The sequence below is a fragment of the Zobellia sp. 1_MG-2023 genome (genome assembly GCF_030549125.1).
GTDB classification, from domain to species: Bacteria; Bacteroidota; Bacteroidia; order Flavobacteriales; family Flavobacteriaceae; genus Zobellia; species Zobellia russellii.
In genome coordinates, this window is the sequence record NZ_JAUOSY010000006.1 from 23,896 (window position 1) to 41,668 (window position 17,773).

18 protein-coding genes are annotated in these 17,773 nt (G+C 40.2%); 6 read left to right on the plus strand and 12 right to left on the minus strand.

Annotation, left to right across the window (positions count from 1 at the left end; translation table 11 throughout):
- The first annotated feature begins 147 nt into the window (after positions 1 to 147).
- The gene (gene aroC, locus Q4597_RS13335) at positions 148 to 1,218 is read left to right on the plus strand and encodes a chorismate synthase (RefSeq protein WP_303406554.1); all 1,071 of its coding nucleotides are present in this window, start codon (positions 148 to 150) and stop codon (positions 1,216 to 1,218) included.
- Between the two features lie 99 nt (positions 1,219 to 1,317).
- The gene (locus Q4597_RS13340; RefSeq protein ID WP_215440446.1) at positions 1,318 to 2,643 is read left to right on the plus strand and encodes a dicarboxylate/amino acid:cation symporter; all 1,326 of its coding nucleotides are present in this window, start codon (positions 1,318 to 1,320) and stop codon (positions 2,641 to 2,643) included.
- 12 nt (positions 2,644 to 2,655) lie between these two features.
- On the opposite strand, the gene Q4597_RS13345 is transcribed toward Q4597_RS13340, so the two are convergent.
- From Q4597_RS13345 to Q4597_RS13365, 5 genes are all read right to left on the minus strand, one after another.
- Positions 2,656 to 2,880: a DUF1206 domain-containing protein gene (locus tag Q4597_RS13345; RefSeq protein ID WP_303406555.1), complete on the minus strand. Its 225-nt coding sequence runs from the start codon at positions 2,878 to 2,880 to the stop codon at positions 2,656 to 2,658.
- Positions 2,881 to 2,978: 98 nt separating this feature from the next.
- On the minus strand, positions 2,979 to 3,404 hold the full coding sequence (locus Q4597_RS13350; RefSeq protein WP_303406556.1) for a DUF1206 domain-containing protein: 426 nt from the start codon (positions 3,402 to 3,404) through the stop codon (positions 2,979 to 2,981).
- Positions 3,405 to 3,503: 99 nt separating this feature from the next.
- A complete protein-coding gene (locus tag Q4597_RS13355) occupies positions 3,504 to 3,911 on the minus strand; it encodes a thiol-disulfide oxidoreductase DCC family protein (protein WP_303406557.1) in 408 nt (135 codons plus the stop codon).
- Positions 3,912 to 3,988: 77 nt separating this feature from the next.
- Positions 3,989 to 6,163 carry an endonuclease MutS2 gene (locus tag Q4597_RS13360; protein ID WP_303406558.1) on the minus strand — a complete coding sequence of 725 codons (2,175 nt, stop codon included), beginning with the start codon at positions 6,161 to 6,163 and terminating at the stop codon, positions 3,989 to 3,991.
- 79 nt (positions 6,164 to 6,242) lie between these two features.
- A complete protein-coding gene (locus tag Q4597_RS13365; RefSeq protein WP_215440442.1) occupies positions 6,243 to 6,755 on the minus strand; it encodes a DUF3124 domain-containing protein in 513 nt (170 codons plus the stop codon).
- A gap of 126 nt (positions 6,756 to 6,881) precedes the next feature.
- Here Q4597_RS13365 and Q4597_RS13370 point away from each other — a divergent pair, with 126 nt between their 5' ends.
- The gene (locus tag Q4597_RS13370) at positions 6,882 to 7,547 is read left to right on the plus strand and encodes a uracil-DNA glycosylase (RefSeq protein WP_303406559.1); all 666 of its coding nucleotides are present in this window, start codon (positions 6,882 to 6,884) and stop codon (positions 7,545 to 7,547) included.
- On the opposite strand, the gene Q4597_RS13375 is transcribed toward Q4597_RS13370, so the two are convergent.
- The 7 genes from Q4597_RS13375 to Q4597_RS13405 form a co-directional block, all read right to left on the minus strand.
- A complete protein-coding gene (locus Q4597_RS13375; protein ID WP_289041795.1) occupies positions 7,537 to 7,968 on the minus strand; it encodes a hypothetical protein in 432 nt (143 codons plus the stop codon). The genes Q4597_RS13370 and Q4597_RS13375 overlap by 11 nt on opposite strands.
- A 78-nt stretch (positions 7,969 to 8,046) precedes the next feature.
- Positions 8,047 to 8,904: a substrate-binding domain-containing protein gene (locus Q4597_RS13380; protein ID WP_303406560.1), complete on the minus strand. Its 858-nt coding sequence runs from the start codon at positions 8,902 to 8,904 to the stop codon at positions 8,047 to 8,049.
- A gap of 71 nt (positions 8,905 to 8,975) precedes the next feature.
- Entirely contained in the window at positions 8,976 to 11,048 is a 2,073-nt protein-coding gene (gene ppk1, locus Q4597_RS13385; RefSeq protein WP_303406561.1) for a polyphosphate kinase 1, read from the minus strand.
- A 55-nt stretch (positions 11,049 to 11,103) separates the two neighbouring features.
- Complete coding sequence (locus tag Q4597_RS13390; protein ID WP_303406562.1) at positions 11,104 to 11,976, minus strand: nucleoside phosphorylase; 873 nt, start codon at positions 11,974 to 11,976, stop codon at positions 11,104 to 11,106.
- 4 nt (positions 11,977 to 11,980) lie between these two features.
- The gene (locus Q4597_RS13395; protein WP_289062645.1) at positions 11,981 to 12,913 is read right to left on the minus strand and encodes a DUF1835 domain-containing protein; all 933 of its coding nucleotides are present in this window, start codon (positions 12,911 to 12,913) and stop codon (positions 11,981 to 11,983) included.
- Between the two features lie 119 nt (positions 12,914 to 13,032).
- The gene (locus Q4597_RS13400; protein WP_215440435.1) at positions 13,033 to 13,362 is read right to left on the minus strand and encodes a translation initiation factor; all 330 of its coding nucleotides are present in this window, start codon (positions 13,360 to 13,362) and stop codon (positions 13,033 to 13,035) included.
- 2 nt (positions 13,363 to 13,364) lie between these two features.
- Positions 13,365 to 14,315: an isopenicillin N synthase family oxygenase gene (locus Q4597_RS13405; protein ID WP_215440434.1), complete on the minus strand. Its 951-nt coding sequence runs from the start codon at positions 14,313 to 14,315 to the stop codon at positions 13,365 to 13,367.
- A gap of 129 nt (positions 14,316 to 14,444) precedes the next feature.
- Between Q4597_RS13405 and Q4597_RS13410 the strand changes: the two genes are divergently transcribed.
- From Q4597_RS13410 to Q4597_RS13420, 3 genes are all read left to right on the plus strand, one after another.
- Entirely contained in the window at positions 14,445 to 16,421 is a 1,977-nt protein-coding gene (locus Q4597_RS13410; RefSeq protein ID WP_303406791.1) for a dehydrogenase E1 component subunit alpha/beta, read from the plus strand.
- Between the two features lie 143 nt (positions 16,422 to 16,564).
- Complete coding sequence (locus Q4597_RS13415; RefSeq protein ID WP_303406563.1) at positions 16,565 to 17,047, plus strand: lipocalin family protein; 483 nt, start codon at positions 16,565 to 16,567, stop codon at positions 17,045 to 17,047.
- A gap of 7 nt (positions 17,048 to 17,054) precedes the next feature.
- Positions 17,055 to 17,750 carry an OmpA family protein gene (locus tag Q4597_RS13420; RefSeq protein ID WP_303406564.1) on the plus strand — a complete coding sequence of 232 codons (696 nt, stop codon included), beginning with the start codon at positions 17,055 to 17,057 and terminating at the stop codon, positions 17,748 to 17,750.
- Positions 17,751 to 17,773 lie beyond the last annotated feature (23 nt).

Consider the following 17,773-nt stretch of genomic DNA (forward strand, 5'->3'; position numbering starts at 1 on the left):
TTCGTGAATACCCAATACCTAATTTTGCGGTCATTGATTTAAGATTTATCTTTACCGCTAGCCAAAACCACTGCACCCCCATATATGGTTCAGTTTTATAGTTTTGGCTACATACGGTTTAGCAACAATTAATTTTAATATTTTAGAATGGCAGGAAACTCTTTTGGAAACCTATTTAAACTCTCAACGTTTGGAGAATCTCATGGTGTAGCAATAGGAGGCGTTTTAGATGGATGTCCATCAGGAATAGAAATCGATTTTGAAGCCATTCAAAATGAACTGAACCGAAGAAAACCGGGGCAATCTGCTATTGTTACCCAAAGAAAAGAACCGGATACGGTTGAGTTTTATTCCGGTATTTTTGAAGGAAAGACCACGGGAACGCCCATTGGTTTTGCTATTCACAATACCAATCAGAAATCTCACGACTACACACATATCAAAGACTCCTACCGCCCTTCGCATGCAGATTACGTGTATGATCAGAAGTATGGTTTTAGGGACTACCGTGGCGGTGGTCGTAGTTCAGCAAGGGAAACAGCCAGCAGGGTAGTGGCAGGGGCTATAGCCAAGCAGTTTTTGAGCGAAATGAAAATAAACGCTTATGTTTCTCAAGTAGGGAACATGAAGATGGAAACCCCGTATCAAGATTTAGACTTTAATCAAATCGAAGCGAATCCTGTGCGCTGTCCAGACCCGGAAATGGCCGCCAAAATGGAAGATTACATTAAGGATATTCGTAAAGAAGGGGATACCGTTGGTGGCGTCATTAGCTGTGTGATACAAAATGTACCTATTGGCCTAGGAGAACCTGCTTTTGACAAACTTCACGCAGAATTGGGCAAAGCTATGCTATCCATAAATGCCGTAAAAGGTTTTGAGTACGGAAGCGGATTTGCAGGTGTTGCTATGAAAGGTAGCGAGCATAATGATCAGTTCAATCAAGACGGTACTACAAAAACCAACTTTAGCGGAGGTATACAAGGTGGTATCAGTAACGGAATGGATATCTACTTTAATGTAGCGTTCAAACCTGTGGCAACTATCATTCAGCCTTATCAAACCATAGATAAGGAAGGTAATTTTGTGCAGACCAAAGGAAAAGGACGTCATGATCCATGTGTGGTACCACGTGCCGTTCCTATTGTAGAGGCTATGGCTGCATTGGTAATGGCGGATTTTAGCTTGCTAAATCGTACTATTAAGGCAAATTCATAATCAATTTATTGGCAATTCATTAAATCCAAAGGCGATTTGTAGGTTGTTTTTCTGCTTTCAAATCAAAAGCAGTATATTACTTGCTTAAACTTTTGATGCATGCAAAAATTGGAATTACACTGGAGGATCCTAATCGGAATGGTTTTGGGTATTCTCTTTGGTTTTGGAATGACTTATGTGGATTGGGGCAAAGATTTTGTCCTAGATTGGATAAACCCTTTAGGGACCATCTTCGTTAAACTTCTAAAACTAATTGCAATTCCGCTTATTTTAGCTTCGCTGATAAAGGGAATATCCGATTTAAAGGATATCTCAAAGTTCAGGAATATTGGTTTGCGAACTATTGCCATCTACATTGGTACTACGGTAATTGCCATATCCATAGGTCTTATTTTAGTCAATTTGCTCAAACCGGGCGAAGGCATATCCGAAGATACCATTACCAAATTAACCGAAACATATTCCAATGATAGCGGAGTTACTTCCAAACTAGAGGAAGCTTCAAGGCAAAAAGATAGTGGCCCGTTACAGTTTCTAGAGGATATGGTTCCGGACAATGCATTTAATGCTTTGAGCAACAACAGCCTAATGCTTCAGGTGATTTTCTTTACCATATTTATGGGTATTTCTATGTTGCTTATAGGCGAGGAAAAAGCCAAGCCCTTAAAGGATTTTTTTGATTCACTAAATGATGTGGTATTGAAAATGGTGGATTTGATCATGCTAACGGCTCCCATAGCAGTATTTGCACTTTTGGCAAACGTTGTGGTCTCTTCCGGAGATTCGGATCTTTTGCTAGCTCTTTTAAAATATGCTGGGGTAGTCACACTTGGTCTGATTTTAATGATTGTTTTCTATAGTTTGATAGTTGGGACTTTTACACGCTACAACCCATGGACTTTCTTGAGTAAAATGAGCCCAGCACAGCTTTTAGCATTTTCCACAAGTTCTAGTGCGGCCACTTTACCGGTTACTATGGAAAGGGTAGAAGAGCATATTGGTGTAGATAAGGAGGTTTCCAGCTTTGTGCTTCCTGTAGGCGCAACAATAAATATGGACGGTACAAGCCTTTATCAAGGTGTTGCCGCGGTCTTTATCGCACAGGCGCTAGGTTTTGATTTATCCTTTTCCGGACAGCTTACCATTGTACTTACCGCCTTATTGGCCTCTATAGGTTCGGCAGCGGTTCCTGGTGCAGGTATGGTAATGCTGGTAATTGTTCTGGAAGCCATTGGTTTTCCTCAAGATAAACTGGCGATAGGCTTAGCTCTTATTTTTGCGGTGGACAGACCATTGGATATGCTACGAACCGTAGTTAATGTTACCGGTGATGCTTGTGTTGCTATGATGGTTGCCAAATCTGTTGGAAAACTGGGCAAGCCGAAAGTGAAGAACTGGGACGATAACTACGACAAAGTTAAATAAACGGCGATAAACTTAATTACTAAACTGACGATACCGTGCCTTGGTGAACATATATACTCCATAGCATACTAGTCCCGTTGCCACTATACCCATTAACCATGGGCCAGATGAGTTTTGTTGAATAAACTGAAAGGCTTCCGTAGTACCCTTCATGCTAGACGAATCACTTCCAGCTAAGCTAAAGCCTGCTTTTAAGAAGAAGTAAGATATAATGCTCGTCATTATACCTCTAGCCATGAGCCCAATATAGCCCACATTTTTTATGAACTTGCGTTGAGTTGTATCGGAGAGGGACGCGAGGTTAAATTTCTTAAGGAAGTCTCCCTTATATACTTTTATAAATTGATAAATACCTTTTCCGGCCAGAGCGATACCAATGACAATAAAGCAATAGGTCCTAATATCTCCGGTTCATAAAAGATATCCACAATTGCAAAAATACCCAGCCCCAAATAAATTAGACCACTAATAAAAAAGCTAACCCTTTTTACCAGGGCTTTGCCATCAGTACCCATATTTTCCGGGTCCTGAATACTTTGGATAAAGCGCCACAATGCATAGCAAATTAAACCAACCCCAAGAGCGGCTAGTAAGAACTTGCCAAAAGGCTGCTTTTCCAGAAATTCTATAATCTGTAATTTCCCCGCTTTTTGACCTCCCAAATTAAAAGCTGCAAGAAAAGCTAATATTCCAGTAATGGCGTATACGGAGCCCTTGGCTACAAAGCCAACATAGGCTACTTGTTTTATTTTATTGTTCATGGCGTATTGAAGTTCACTAATGATACTTTAAACTTTCATTAGCAATTAGCCCGATTACAATAAGTTTTAAACGAATGAGATAAGAAGGGTTTGCGATTCCTATGAGAGGAATTTGGCTTTCAACTCGGGCGTAGGAATCATACACTCCTCTTTTTTGCCGTACCATTTATAGCGATTACGTGCTATAAAATCGTATACGATATTGCGTATACTGCTAGGAATCCATTGTAACACAGATGAAATTACCCCGTAACCGCTGAGTTGTTTTCCTATTTCTAATGCAGCATCGGATTTAATGTAAAAAGCCACTCCCGGATCTATTAAAATAATGGAATCTATCTGCGAAGCATCAATATTTCGCTCGGACATTAACTGCTTGCCAAGGTCACTTTGTAATGCCGCATAACGGAAGACATCCTTTTTGTCCCGTTTAATGATAAACTGAACGGCCCCATTACAAAGATTGCAAACGCCATCAAAAAGAATGATTTGTTTTGAATTTTCCACGGTGTAAAGTTACGAAGACCAAGGCATATATTTTAATTTACAACTCCTAGTTTTCAAACCTCAATTCAGGTTCGGAATTATTTTTTTACCCGTTCCACCAACTCCAGCTGATCAACACTCACATTAGTCGTAAAAATGCCGTAGTTTACGATAGCCTTGTTCTTTTCAAGGTTATCTATAGTACCTACGGATTTCCCGTCTTGCATACGTACACGGTCGCCTACCTTAAAAATGGGGCGTGGTTTGTTTTTTTCTTTGATAATCGCCTTTTTCTTCTCAATTATCTTTTTCTCCCGTATTACCTTGACCTCCTTTTGCACCTCTTGGACTACCTGTGCTTTTTTCGCACGCTCAACTTTGGCTTCCTTGGCGGTCTTTTTCTTGCGTTTGCTGTTCTCGGTCTCCACAATTCGTAAAAGCTCGGATACCAACGGGCGCTTCTTTTTGTCAATGAAGTATCGGTCAGCGGCCTTATCTACTTTATTGCCCAACTGCACCATACGCTGGTCGTGATCGTACAATTCTTGGTAATTCTCCAATTTACTCTTGACCTTGGCATTCAGTTTTTCCAAACGAGCGGCTTCCTCACGCGCTTTGGACTCCTCTTCTTGAAGTCTAGAGCCTGTTTTAGCCATTTTGCTGCGTTCTTTCTGAAGTTTGGCTATCGTGGCATCAAAACGCACTTTGCCTCGTTCTACCTTCTTCTTTGCCTTGTTTATCAAGCTATAGGGAATTCCGTTCTTTTGAGCCACTTCAAATGTAAAGGAGCTACCGGCTTCCCCTAGAACCAATTGAAAGGTGGGTTCCAAAGTTTTGCTGTTAAAGACCATGTTGGCATTCGTAGTGTGCGGCAACTCGTCTGCTAAAGCCTTTAAGTTGGCATAATGCGTGGTTATGACCCCATAAGCGCCACGCTCATAAAAGACTTCTAAAAACGCTTCCGCTAGGGCACCACCCAATTCTGGATCACTACCGGTACCAAACTCGTCAATAAGAAAAAGCGTTTCATCATTACAGATTCGCAGAAAGTTCTTCATGTTCTTAAGACGATAACTGTAGGTACTCAAATGGTTTTCTATAGATTGATTATCTCCTATATCGGTTAAAATCGTATCGAATAAACAAACGGAACTCCTTTCATGAACGGGAATTAGAAGTCCTGATTGAAGCATTACTTGAAGTAATCCTATCGTTTTTAGGGTGATACTTTTACCGCCGGCATTAGGTCCACTAATGACAATAATTCGGTTTTCTAAGTGCAGTTCTATAGTCTGCGGATAAGTCTCTTTACGTTGCAATTTGTTGCTCAGATAGAGCAGCGGATGAAAAGCATCACGTAAAAATAATCGTTTCTCATCGTTTATTTTGGGAAGTAACGAATTGGTTTCCCTTGCGTACGAAGCCTTGGCCGAGGTAATGTCCATATGGGCCAAAAACTCTTGATACTCGGCCAATAGCCAAGCAAAAGGACGAATCTGGTTGGTGAGTTCGTTTAGAATGCGCTGAATCTCCTCTTTTTCATCGTACTCCAAATTGTTCAGCTCTCGGCTATACTTTAAAGTGGCTTCCGGCTCAATGTAAACAATACTTCCAGTTTTGGAAGTACCCATAACCGTACCCTTTACTTTTCTGCGGTACATGGCCTTTACCGCCAGAACACGGCGGTTCTCCACAACGGATTCCCGTATATCATCCAAATAATCAGAACCGTGGTAAGTATTCAGGGCAGAAGCAAAGCTCTGTCCGATTTTTCCTTTTACCTGGTTCATTTGGCGGCGTATATCAAAAAGTTTGTTAGATGCGCGGTCTTTTACTTCTCCAAATCGGTCTATAACCACATCTATCTCCTTAGGGATATCCGTATTCAGCTGAATTTTTTCGGATACCTCAAAAAGCAGTGGATAGTATTCCTTGAATTTTTTGAGGAACTTTTTCTGGGTTGCCACCGTAGTACAGATAGTGGCAATTTTCTTAAAACTAGACACCTCAAGCGTTGTATTTTCAATACGAAGGAGTTGCAGTTCTTTGTTTATTGCATCAAAACCATGAGGCGGTATTCGGTTTTCGTTAACGAAAGAGGATAAGTATTCTGCGGTCTGTCCCAAGACATTCTCTACGGTTTCCTTATCCGTCATCGGAGTTATTTCCAAAGCACGTTCTTTTCCCAATTCCGTGGAGCATCGGGCAGAAACCTGCTTTAAAACTGTGGGAAACTCAAGATCTTGTACCGTTTTAGGGTGAATATTTGCCATTCTTGTTTAATTGCGACGGCAAAGGTAGTCAATGGCGGCGAGATGTGAAATCCATTGGCTTGGCCATATATAAGCTTTGTTATTCAATACGTTTGGCCTGTGTAGTGAACGAAAGACCTTGTTGGGACATGGTAGAGTTCATAACTCCCTCAAAAAGAGGTTCTGGGCAGTTTTTTGGTATTTTCCATTCGATTAAAAAATTGGAACCCGTACCACCTTCAACATCTATTTCATCAATAATAATGGCGGTAGTTTCCATTGGAGCCAAGTAAATGGGATGTGAAAAATAAGTGCGAAGCGATTTTCCGTGCGTATCAAAATATTCGGCCTTGGTCAAGTATATCGTGTCTTTATCACTTGTGTTCCGCAAACTTGCCATGGCGGTCAAATTATGTGTTTTATGCTCTGTCATGCTATAAATTTGGGAGTAAACGGACAAATATGATTTACCGTACTCCAGCGAATCCTTCGCGCTAATATCTATTTTGCGCTTAGACCAGTTTTCAGGATTAATAGAGCTGATTTCCTTTTTATCCTCAATACAACTCAATAGTAACGACACAACCAATAGCGATAAAACACACTTTTTCATTTTTCTGGATATTTAAAGCCGACTTTCCGTAGTCTTTGCACTCTAATTTTTAAGTATTTTTGAAAACGGCGAAATCTACTTGCCATAAGTTTATTTACCGTTGCAATACAAAAATGATCATAATAAATGACAGTACAAATACATAAAAGCTGGATACCACCGCTTTCTCAAGAATTTGAAGCCCCTTATTTTAAACAGCTCATAGAATTTGTAAAGGCTGAATATACTCAAAACACGTGCTATCCCAAGGGAAAGGACATTTTTGCCGCTTTTGACCATAGCCCTTTTGATAAAACCAAGGTGGTCATCATTGGGCAAGACCCTTACCATGGCCCTAATCAAGCAAACGGACTCTGTTTTTCGGTTAAGGACGGTATTCCGCACCCTCCTTCTTTAATCAATATCTTTAAGGAAATTGAAACGGATTTAGGCAAACCTTATCCACGAAGCGGAAATTTAGAGCGTTGGGCAGACCAAGGGGTGCTTTTGCTCAATGCAACGCTTACTGTACGTGCCCACGAGGCTGGCAGTCATCAAAAAAAAGGATGGGAAACCTTTACGGATGCGGTAATCAAAAAACTATCCAACGAAAAACAAGACCTCATTTTCCTGCTTTGGGGCGGTTTTGCTAAAAAGAAAGCCAAGTTGATAGATGAAAATAAGCACCATATTTTAACCTCCGGACATCCTTCTCCATTAAGCGCCAATCGTGGTTACTGGTTTGGAAACCGGCATTTTAGTCAAGTCAACGAAATTCTAAAAAAGAAAGGTCTTGAGCCTATTAATTGGTAGACTGATTATCCGCGATAGCATCATCAAATCGGGACTCTTCATTGGATAAAGGCTGAATTTCGGGTTTAACCCGTAAATATTCCTGCCATTGATAGGGGTAGAGCACATTAGCCATTTCAGAACTTTCATGACTGGACAACAGTTTTAGTCGATAACGTCTTTGCCCGTTTGTGATATCAGGATTGTTCTCAACCGACCTTCTCTTGACTATGTATTTGGCCACGGTATTCCGAAATTCCAGAGCCTGTTCCGTACCCATGACCAACCTAGGTTGATACTCGGCGGTAATATCCTCCGCTTTCATACGGATATTCCGGTCTATTTGTAAAGCGTAATAGGTCTGTGCCTGGGCAAAATGAACACCCCAGAAAAATAAGACTACAGACAGAAATTGAGTTGTACTACGTAGTTTTGTTTTCATTTTCATTAGGAATTAATTCAACTTCAGTTTCGCCAATTCCCTATAAAATTAAAACACATACAACTGCCTGTCAAGTAATTAACTGCTAAAACTTTGTAAAAGTTCGTCAGTCTTAAGTTTTTTATCAATCAACTTTAAGTCGGTGAGGGTATCTTGCACTTTTTCAATGGTTTGTGGATTCGTTTGGGTTTGTCCCCAGCGGGTTATTTTTAACCATTCTCTAATATCTTCCAACTGTTGTCCGTACCTATTAGCCAGATTGCGGTCTATGCTCGGTATTTGTTTGAACTCCACCGTGTACGTATTAATAACTTCTAAAATGTGCTTTAAAATGGTCTCGTCGTCGTTTAGGAATTTTTGCGTTGCGGCAATCACAAAGCAAGGCCATGGTGTAGGGCAATCTCCTAGACGTCTAAAAACACCTTGATCCACCAAAGGTTTAGTGGTGAAATGTTCCCACATAAAATAATCAGCTTGCCCCTCTGTCAAAGCTGTTACCGCTCCGTCCAGATTATTTATAATTTTAAATTGAAGCGCATCCGTGCTCCAACCTTCGTTCTGAGCGTTTACAAAGGCCATTAAATGACTACCACTGCCCATACGGCTAATGGCAGCCTTTGTTCCTTTTAAATCAGCTATGGACTTGTATTGGCTTTCAGCACCCACGTGAATTCCCCATTGCAGAGGGGTGGAAATGTATTCTTGAACAATTTTAGCAGGATTCCCCTCCGTTATACTCTTAACAAGACCTTCGGTAAGAATAATGGCTAAGTCCGTTTCATCATTTTGAAGCATTTGGCACATTCTACCTGTGCCTTCCGGTACTTCCGTCCACTGAAGGTCAATGCCTCTTTCTTCAAAAGCACCTTCTTCCATAGCCATGTGCCATGGTAGGTTAAAATGTTCCGGAACGCCTATTATTCGTACTGTTTTCATATGGTTAGTATTGTGTTTGTATTCGTAAAATTAAGAAAAAGTAAGCCATCGACCTATGTAAAAAAGCATGGTTATGCTCTATTTGCTGCGACAAGGGGAGTGTTCGCCAGAGCCCCAGAACCACTTACGTTTTTTAAATAGTCATAAATAGCGTATTGTGAGCGAATTGAAATTTCTTGTTGCGATGCTACATTCTTGTTTGTATCGTTCGCATCTTGAAAACGTGCTTTTACCGTATCGTTTATCTGAAGCTCTAAAATAGCCTTTAGTTGATTAAAAACGGCTTCATCCAAAATGGGCGTCAGTACTTCAATACGCCTATCCAAGTTTCTGGTCATCCAATCTGCAGAGCCCATATACATTTTTTCCTCGCCATTGTTGTGGAACAGATAGATGCGGCCATGTTCTAGATAACGATCAACTATACTCGTCACTATTATTGGTTTAGCCCCAGATGGAAGCTCATTCTCCGGTCTTGCAACAAGACAACAAAACCCACGAACTATAAGGCGCACTTCAACACCTGCTTCACTGGCACGATACAATGCATCTATCATGGTCCGGTCTTCAAGGCTGTTCATCTTTGCCGTAATTTTGGCGGGCAGTCCTTTTTTGCTGTTTTTTATTTCGGTTTCAATTGATTGCAGAAATACATTTCTAGTGTTAAAAGGTGATACTAACAAGCGTTTTAATTTAGGGATAATCAAATGTCTTTCCAGTGTTAGGAAAACTTGACCCAAATCTTCAGTTATCTGATTGTGAGCAGTAAAAAGTCCGTGATCACAATAAATTCTTGAAGTCTTGGCATTAAAGTTACCTGTGCCAATGTATGCATATCGTTTAAGTATGTCATTTTCCCTACGCTCTATTAAAGCGATTTTGGAATGTACTTTAATGTTGGGGACACTAAAGAAAACTTTAGCTCCATTATCTTCGAATGTTTTACCCCATTCAATGTTATTTTTTTCGTCAAACCGCGCTTTGGCCTCCACAAAAATGGTCACCTTTTTTCCATTCTTTAGCGCTAAGAGCAATGCATCTGTAAGTACTGAGGCTTTAGCGATTCGGTAAAGGGAAATTTTGATATGTGTGACCGTATTGTCTTTTGCCGCTGCAGCGATAAAATTCTCCACAACACTAAAACTCTGATATGGGAAATGAACCAGTTGATCTCTTTCTGCAATGGCACCGAAAAAATCGTTGGTGGTTGATAAAACAGGGTGTGGTAAGGCAGGTTGAGCCTTGTAAACCAAATATTGATTCTCCAAAGGGTTTTCAAAACTGAAAAAATCCGAAAGATTATGATACCGCCCACCGGAAAATAAATCAATTGTACCAATGCCTAAGGCCTCTTTAATGATTTCCTTATTCGATTCAGGCATTTGCGCGTCATAAAGCAATCGTGTGGGTTGTCCGGATTGCCGTTGGTGAAGCGCATCATAAATTTGGTCGGCCAAGGGGGTATCACCAAAATCATCTTCCAAATAGAGCTCTGCGTCGCGGGACAGTTTTATGGAATAGCTAGCTATCACTTCGCTTTGCGGAAATAAATGATTCAGATGCATGCGAACCACATCATCCAAAAAAACATATGAATGACCTTTTCCGGGCACTTTAATAAAGCGTTCGTGACTATCCGTTGGTATTTTTACAAAATAATATGTTTCATCGGCTAAAGCCACAAAAAAATATAAGCCTCCATCTGTCAGTTTAGGGTTTTCCTGTGCCTCGTAAAGGGTGCAATCCGCAGAAATACTATTAAAATAAGCATTGAGGTAGGCAGTCTGTTCCGATGTGTAGGTAGTATCGGTTAAAAAATGAATATCTTGTTTTTGGAGTTCTTTGAAAATAGCCTCCATGATAATTCCGAACCGTTGCTGTTGCTTATCAATGATGCGAAGAATCTTCTTGAGCCGCTTATTGGACTTTAGAACGAGTTTTCGCCGTAATTCTTTATCTACAGATTTTAACTGCCGTAACTGTGACACCCGCACCTTAAAGAATTCATCAAGGTTGGAAGAGAAGATGGCCAAGAATCGTAAACGTTCTAAAAGGGGAGTAGTGGGATCTGCAGCTTCCAGCAACACCCTTTCATTAAAATATAGCCAATTTACATCTCGATGTTTGTAATTTCCGTTTTCCATAGAAAACAAAAATAACCAATCGTTATCTCAAGAATCTAAATTTAGTGTTAAGTAGTTAAGCTTTTGTTAGCTTTTCCAGGGTATATTGAATCAGTTCTTTTACCGATTGGGAAGGATTGGCACTAAATTCACCATTAGCCCGGTTGGCCAGGATACAGTTCATAGAAACCGCACGGTGCCCTAACAATTTTGCCAGGCCGTAGATTCCTGAAGTTTCCATTTCCAAGTTGGTGATTTTAATACCATCGTGCTCAAATGATGCTAGTTTATCTTGAAGCCCTTCATCATTCAGTTTTAGCCTCAATACTCTACTTTGAGGTCCATAAAAGCCTATATTGGTAACAGTGACCCCTAATCGTATACGATTTGAAAATAGCTTATCACCAAGGTTTTTATCATATTTTACTACATAGGGCACTGATTTGTTAGCGGACCAATTGGTGTGTTCAACAAAAGCGTTGGATACCTTTGGCTCCTGAACCGAGTCACTGTCATAAAAATGCAAAAGACCATCAAAGCCCATAGCATATTCACTCATTAAAAAAGAATCGATTGGAATATCCGAACGAATGGCACCGGAGGTACCTATTCTAACAATATCCAAAACCGTTCTGTTCGGTTTTAGGGTACGGGTCTCAAAATCAATATTGACAAGAGCGTCCAATTCATTAAAAACAATATCAATATTATCCGTACCAATGCCTGTGGAGATTACAGAAATTCGCTTACCGTTTAACGTTCCGGTGTGGGTATGAAACTCTCGTTTCCCTTTTTTCACTTCTATAGTGTCAAAAAAACGGGAAACATCACTTACACGGTCAGGATCGCCAACGGTGATTATGGTTTCTGCTATGTCTTCTGGTAATAAATTAAGGTGATAAATGCTCTTGTCGGCATTTAGGATAAGCTCAGAGGGGCTTAATTGCATGCTATTACAGCTTTAAAATTCTACTAGCTTCGGTGTTGTAAAGGAAATTGTATTTTAAGGCACCGCCTAGATAAACATCATTGTCTTGAATGCAAGAGTAGTAACTGGTTTTGTTCTCCAGTATCTCTTTTCCTTTTTTGGTGAGTCTTACTGGATTGAAAGAGGAAAATAAAGGTTTAAGTCTTCCTAAGGCTCTATCATACTGCGTATCGGCGAAGCCCAATAAACCCTGATTTTGAAGAATTTCGGAAACAAAAGCACCTTTTGAGGTAGGCTTTTTGTCTACGGCCAGCCTTAGGATGGTATTTTCCATTTCATTAAGTCCGTTTTTAATACTCGGAAAACGGTGTAAGTGCGTACGAACCGCATCTCCCAAATAATTGAACTGAAATTCGCCAAAATCGGACAGATTCTCTAATCTTATAGGGTTATCACTGCAATAAAGTTGCCATACATAGTCCGCATATTCAATATCGTCTTGTGATAGCTCAACTTTGTTGCTGTATAATTTAAGCAATTGCTCATCGGTTAAGTCATTAAGACTGTACATTTTATCAGTATCGTCTTCTTTACCGCTGCAGACCAAAGAAACTTGGGCATATTTGCGGTTGGTCTTTAACCAACTGAGTACGGCAATCATGTTTACTTGACAAAAGAGATCGTACTCAAACCAGAGCACAATCTCATCTTGTTGTTTATGATTACAAAGGGATCTGTATTCTTTCAAGGTTTTTTCAATAAACCATGACTTGGACACCTTGTAGTTTTTGTTTAAGAATTCAAAACGGGCTTTCCAGAAAGATTCGCTTCCCACATTGGTCAAGGTTTTACCCTCGCAGAGCATCTCGCGCCAGGTAATAATATCTCCCTTGAGCTTTAATGATTTTATTCTCTCCGTAAAACTATCTCCGTTGGTGATGTGTAAAAGGGAACTCATGTAGGATGTGAATTAGGTTCTAGAGATTAAAAGTACTTATAATTAAAAAAAAACCAAAAATAATTAACACAATAACGAAATTGTCTTGATTGCATTGTAAAACACTGTATTTAAACCGGTTATCCTCCAACTCGTTTTACTGCAAATCCTTTTTCTTTTAACAGCGCCATAATTTTATCTCTATAATCGCCTTGTATTATGATTTGACCGTTTTTAAATGACCCTCCTACACTTAATTTGGTTTTAAGTTCTTTGGCCAGTTTTTTAAAATCACTGTCCGCTCCGTTATACCCCTCTAAAATGGTAATAGGCTTCCCTTTTCGTTTCTCGTATTTACAAATAATGGGGTCATCCTGCAGCCAAATAGTATTTTTCTCTTGGGGAGTAGCTTCCGTTTCTTCCGGCTCATGGTCTGGAAAAAGGTTTTTGAGCTGATCTTGTAAATCCATGATTATGCCTTAATAAGTCCTAGTTCAATTAAACGCTCATGAAGGAACTCGCCTGCCGTGATATCTTCAAATTGCTTTGGATGGGCATCATCAACACAATTATCAAGGCAATTTAACGGCATTTCACTAATAGGGTGCATGAAAAATGGAATGGAGTATCTAGAAGTGCCCCAAAGCTCCTTTGGAGGGTTCACCACTTGGTGTATGGTAGACTTTAATTTGTTGTTGGTAAGTCTGGATAACATATCGCCAACATTAATCATCAGTTGGTCAGGCCTGGCAATGGCATCAACCCATTCGCCTTTATGGTTTTTAACTTGAAGTCCACGACCGTGTGCTCCCATAAGCAAGGTGATAAGGTTAATATCGCCATGGGCGGCGGCACGTACTGCATTTTTAGGCTCGGAAGTTATAGGTGGATAATGAATGGGGCGTAAAATTGAGTTCCCGTTCTTTATGTAATCATCAAAATAAGTTTCCTCCAAATCCAAATGAATGGCCAATGCCCTAAGCACGTATTTAGCCGTTTTTTCCAACATCTGGTATGTTTCCTTACCAACCGCATTAAATGTTGGCAACTCACTAACTATAACATTATCCGGATATTCCGCTTCCAATTTTGGATTATCCTGTACATATTGTCCAAAGTGCCAGAATTCCTTTAGGTCTCCTTCTTTTTTTCCTTTGGCATGTTCTTTTCCAAACGAAGTATACCCGCGTTGGCCACCTATTCCTTCAATCTCGTAGCTATCCTTTACTTCTTGTGGAAGGCTGAAAAACTTTTTAATTTCATCATAAAGGTTCTTTACCAAATCATCTGATAAAAAATGGCCACTTAGGGCTACGAAACCAATATTCTCAAAAGCGGAACCGATTTCTTTTATGAATTTCTCTTTTCTTTCGGGACTATCCGAAACAAAATCCTGTAAATCTACACTAGGTATTGCACTCATGATGTTGCTTTATAAATTTTATCAAAGTTAGTAAAATATGCCCAACTATTAAATATAACAATCCAGACGCTAGATGTGGTATTTTTGCTACTTTTATCTTCCAAAATGCAATTTCACCTTAAGAATTTTATGCAATACGATAAAAGGAATTTAAGCGAAGAGACTTTGTTTAAACTATATAAGGACCTTCTGCGGCCACGTATGATAGAAGAGAAAATGTTGATTCTCTTACGTCAAGGAAAAATTTCCAAATGGTTTAGTGGTATTGGCCAAGAAGCCATTTCGGTGGGGGTTACCAATGCCCTGAAAAATGATGAATACATTCTTCCTATGCATAGAAACTTGGCCGTTTTTACAACACGCGGTATACCATTGCATCGCCTTTTCTCCCAATGGCAGGGAAAATTGAACGGATTTACCAAAGGGCGTGACCGTAGTTTTCATTTTGGCACCCAAGACTATAAAATTATAGGAATGATCAGTCACCTCGGTCCGCAATTGGGTGTAGCGGACGGAATTGCATTGGCCGAAAAGCTTAAAAATAACAAAGCGGTCACGGCAGTTTTTACAGGTGAAGGCGGAACGAGCGAGGGCGATTTTCATGAAGCCCTGAACATTGCATCCGTATGGGATTTGCCCGTTATTTTCTGTATCGAAAATAACGGATACGGACTTTCAACACCCACAAGGGAACAATACAACTGTAAGAACCTATCCGATAGGGGACTGGGTTACGGCATAGAATCGTATACGATTGATGGTAATCATATTTTAGAGGTTTACGCCAAATTGAGCGAGATCGCAACGGACCTTAGGGAAAATCCGCGTCCGGTTCTGGTGGAATTCAAGACTTTCCGCATGCGTGGACACGAAGAAGCCAGTGGTACCAAATACGTACCCGAGGAATTAATGACGGAATGGAGCAAGAAAGACCCCATTGCCAACTATGAAACTTTTCTTTTAAAAGAAGGTATTCTAACCTCGGAAAAAATTGAAGCCTTACGCAATGAAATCGAATCCGAGATAAACGAAAATCTCAAACTTGCTTTTGACGAAGAGGAAGTCGAATCCAAACCTGCCCAGGAGTTATTGGATGTATACGCTCCTTTTAAATATGAAGAAACCAAACCGGGCAAAGTGGTGGAACACATTAGATTGGTAGATGCTATTTCCAAAGGATTGCGGCAATCTATGGAGAAACATTCCAACTTGGTCATAATGGGGCAAGATGTGGCCGATTATGGCGGTGTGTTTAAAATCACAGAAGGCTTTATGGATGCTTTTGGTAAGGAACGTGTTCGGAACACTCCTATTTGTGAGTCAGGAATTGTTTCGGCGGCCATGGGGCTTTCCATAAACGGAATGAAAGCCGTTGTTGAAATGCAATTTGCCGATTTTGTAAGTAGCGGTTTTAATCCCGTTGTAAATTATTTGGCCAAATCCCATTACCGTTGGAATGAAAAAGCGGATGTAGTTATCCGTATGCCTTGCGGTGGCGATGTAGGGGCCGGTCCTTTTCATTCCCAGACCAATGAAGCGTGGTTTACCAAGACCCCGGGACTAAAAGTGGCCTATCCGGCTTTTCCATACGATGCCAAGGGATTATTGGCTACAGCTATTAATGACCCCAATCCGGTACTCTTTTTTGAGCACAAGGCTTTGTACCGTAGCGTATACCAGAACATACCTGCAGATTACTATACACTTCCCTTTGGTAAAGCGGCATTATTGAAAGAAGGAAAAGATATAACCATTGTTTCTTATGGCGCAGGTGTTCATTGGGCATTGGATACTCTTGAAAAGAATCCTGATATTTCGGCGGACCTAATTGACCTTTGTACGTTGGCACCTTTGGATATGGAATCAGTGTATTCTTCCGTAGAAAAAACAGGAAAACTGATTATACTTCAAGAGGACAGCTTATTTGGAGGTATTGCCAGTGATATTTCTGCATTGGTTATGGAAAATAGGTTCCAATATCTAGATGGTCCCGTAAAGCGTGTGGCCAGTATGGAAACCCCAATCCCTTTTGCTAAAAAGCTTGAAGACGATTACTTGCCCAAAGAAAGATTCCTCACAGCCCTTAAAGAACTTCTTGCGTATTAGTCATTGAGCAAACATCTTTATTTTTCCCATTAACCCAAACAACTGTAATGCAGTAACTTTGTCCGTATTAATATTTGTTTAACGGTTTGTTGGAAACATTTAAGGATTTCCACTCGTATATAGACAAAACTTAAATTAAAATTATGATGAAGAATAGTATTGCACTGTTCGTTTGCGCACTAGTTTTGACTTCCTGTTCTCTTTCTAAGAACGTGCGCGAACAACGCAAGACCATTAATGGTAACTGGGTATTGGAAAATGTGGGTTACGAAGCTAGTGAAGGCTCTTTTAAATCCATGCTTTTTAATGATGCCAATGGGTTCTGTTTTGAGGGAAGTACGTGGTACTTTTTGGAAAACAATAGCACCGGAAGTTATACCATCCCTACCTCAAATAGTGCCTGCGCGGGAGGTGTAAGGAATATTAGATGGTCCGTTCTTGAAAACGAAAACGGGAACGATCAATTGCAGTTTAAATACATTGATGAAAAGAAAAAAGACCTGTACGGAAGAACAGGATACCGATTAGAGATTCTTTCATTGACCCCTTCTCAAATGACTTTAAAATCTGATGTAAACGTTGATGGAAGTCCGGTTTCCGTTGTATATAATTTCACAAAACAATAAGATAATTATGAAGAAAGTAATTCTAAAATCAGCATATATCGTCATGGCGTTGACCATGGTAGTAGGTTGTAAGACCATACAAAATTCAAACAACAAACAAAGAGGAGCTGTAATAGGTGCAGGTAGTGGTGCTGCTATTGGTGGCGTTATCGGAAATAATGTGGGTAACGGTAACAATACGGTATTGGGAGCCATTCTTGGCGCTGCCATTGGTGGAGTTGCGGGTGGTTATATTGGAGACCGAATGGACCGCCAAGCAGAACGTATTGAAGAGGAAATTCCAGGAGCAGAGGTGAGCCGAGTTGGTGAAGGTATCAATGTAACTTTTAACGAAGATGCAGGTGTTTATTTTGACACCAACAAATCCGATGTCAAAGGTACTTCGCAAACTACATTGAACAGTTTGGCAGAAATCTTGAAGGATTATCCAAAATCTAACGTATTGGTAGAAGGTCATACGGACAGTGCCGGACCGGATGATTATAATATGACTTTATCCGAGCAAAGAGCTACATCGGTTACCAATTACCTAATTTCCCAGGGAATAGATAAGAGCCGTTTGGAAACGAAATGGTATGGCGAAACGCAACCTGTAGGAGATAACACTACCAAAGAAGGAAAAGCTAAAAACCGTAGGGTAGAACTTGCTATTGTTGCCAGTGAAGCTTTGAAACAAGAAGCAAAACAAAAAGTTAAGGGCTAATATTAGATACCCTCACCTATAAT

Bases quoted from the DNA above. Each gene is read 5' to 3' on its own strand.
- aroC (WP_303406554.1), top strand. From the start codon at position 148: ATGGCAGGAAACTCTTTTGGAAACCTATTTAAACTCTCAACGTTTGGA.
- Q4597_RS13340 (WP_215440446.1), top strand. From the start codon at position 1,318: ATGCAAAAATTGGAATTACACTGGAGGATCCTAATCGGAATGGTTTTG.
- Q4597_RS13345 (WP_303406555.1), bottom strand. From the start codon at position 2,880: ATGGCTAGAGGTATAATGACGAGCATTATATCTTACTTCTTCTTAAAA.
- Q4597_RS13350 (WP_303406556.1), bottom strand. From the start codon at position 3,404: ATGAACAATAAAATAAAACAAGTAGCCTATGTTGGCTTTGTAGCCAAG.
- Q4597_RS13360 (WP_303406558.1), bottom strand. From the start codon at position 6,163: ATGGCAAATATTCACCCTAAAACGGTACAAGATCTTGAGTTTCCCACA.
- Q4597_RS13365 (WP_215440442.1), bottom strand. From the start codon at position 6,755: ATGAAAAAGTGTGTTTTATCGCTATTGGTTGTGTCGTTACTATTGAGT.
- Q4597_RS13370 (WP_303406559.1), top strand. From the start codon at position 6,882: ATGACAGTACAAATACATAAAAGCTGGATACCACCGCTTTCTCAAGAA.
- Q4597_RS13375 (WP_289041795.1), bottom strand. From the start codon at position 7,968: ATGAAAACAAAACTACGTAGTACAACTCAATTTCTGTCTGTAGTCTTA.
- Q4597_RS13380 (WP_303406560.1), bottom strand. From the start codon at position 8,904: ATGAAAACAGTACGAATAATAGGCGTTCCGGAACATTTTAACCTACCA.
- ppk1 (WP_303406561.1), bottom strand. From the start codon at position 11,048: ATGGAAAACGGAAATTACAAACATCGAGATGTAAATTGGCTATATTTT.
- Q4597_RS13390 (WP_303406562.1), bottom strand. From the start codon at position 11,976: ATGCAATTAAGCCCCTCTGAGCTTATCCTAAATGCCGACAAGAGCATT.
- Q4597_RS13395 (WP_289062645.1), bottom strand. From the start codon at position 12,913: ATGAGTTCCCTTTTACACATCACCAACGGAGATAGTTTTACGGAGAGA.
- Q4597_RS13400 (WP_215440435.1), bottom strand. From the start codon at position 13,362: ATGGATTTACAAGATCAGCTCAAAAACCTTTTTCCAGACCATGAGCCG.
- Q4597_RS13405 (WP_215440434.1), bottom strand. From the start codon at position 14,315: ATGAGTGCAATACCTAGTGTAGATTTACAGGATTTTGTTTCGGATAGT.
- Q4597_RS13410 (WP_303406791.1), top strand. From the start codon at position 14,445: ATGCAATACGATAAAAGGAATTTAAGCGAAGAGACTTTGTTTAAACTA.
- Q4597_RS13415 (WP_303406563.1), top strand. From the start codon at position 16,565: ATGATGAAGAATAGTATTGCACTGTTCGTTTGCGCACTAGTTTTGACT.
- Q4597_RS13420 (WP_303406564.1), top strand. From the start codon at position 17,055: ATGAAGAAAGTAATTCTAAAATCAGCATATATCGTCATGGCGTTGACC.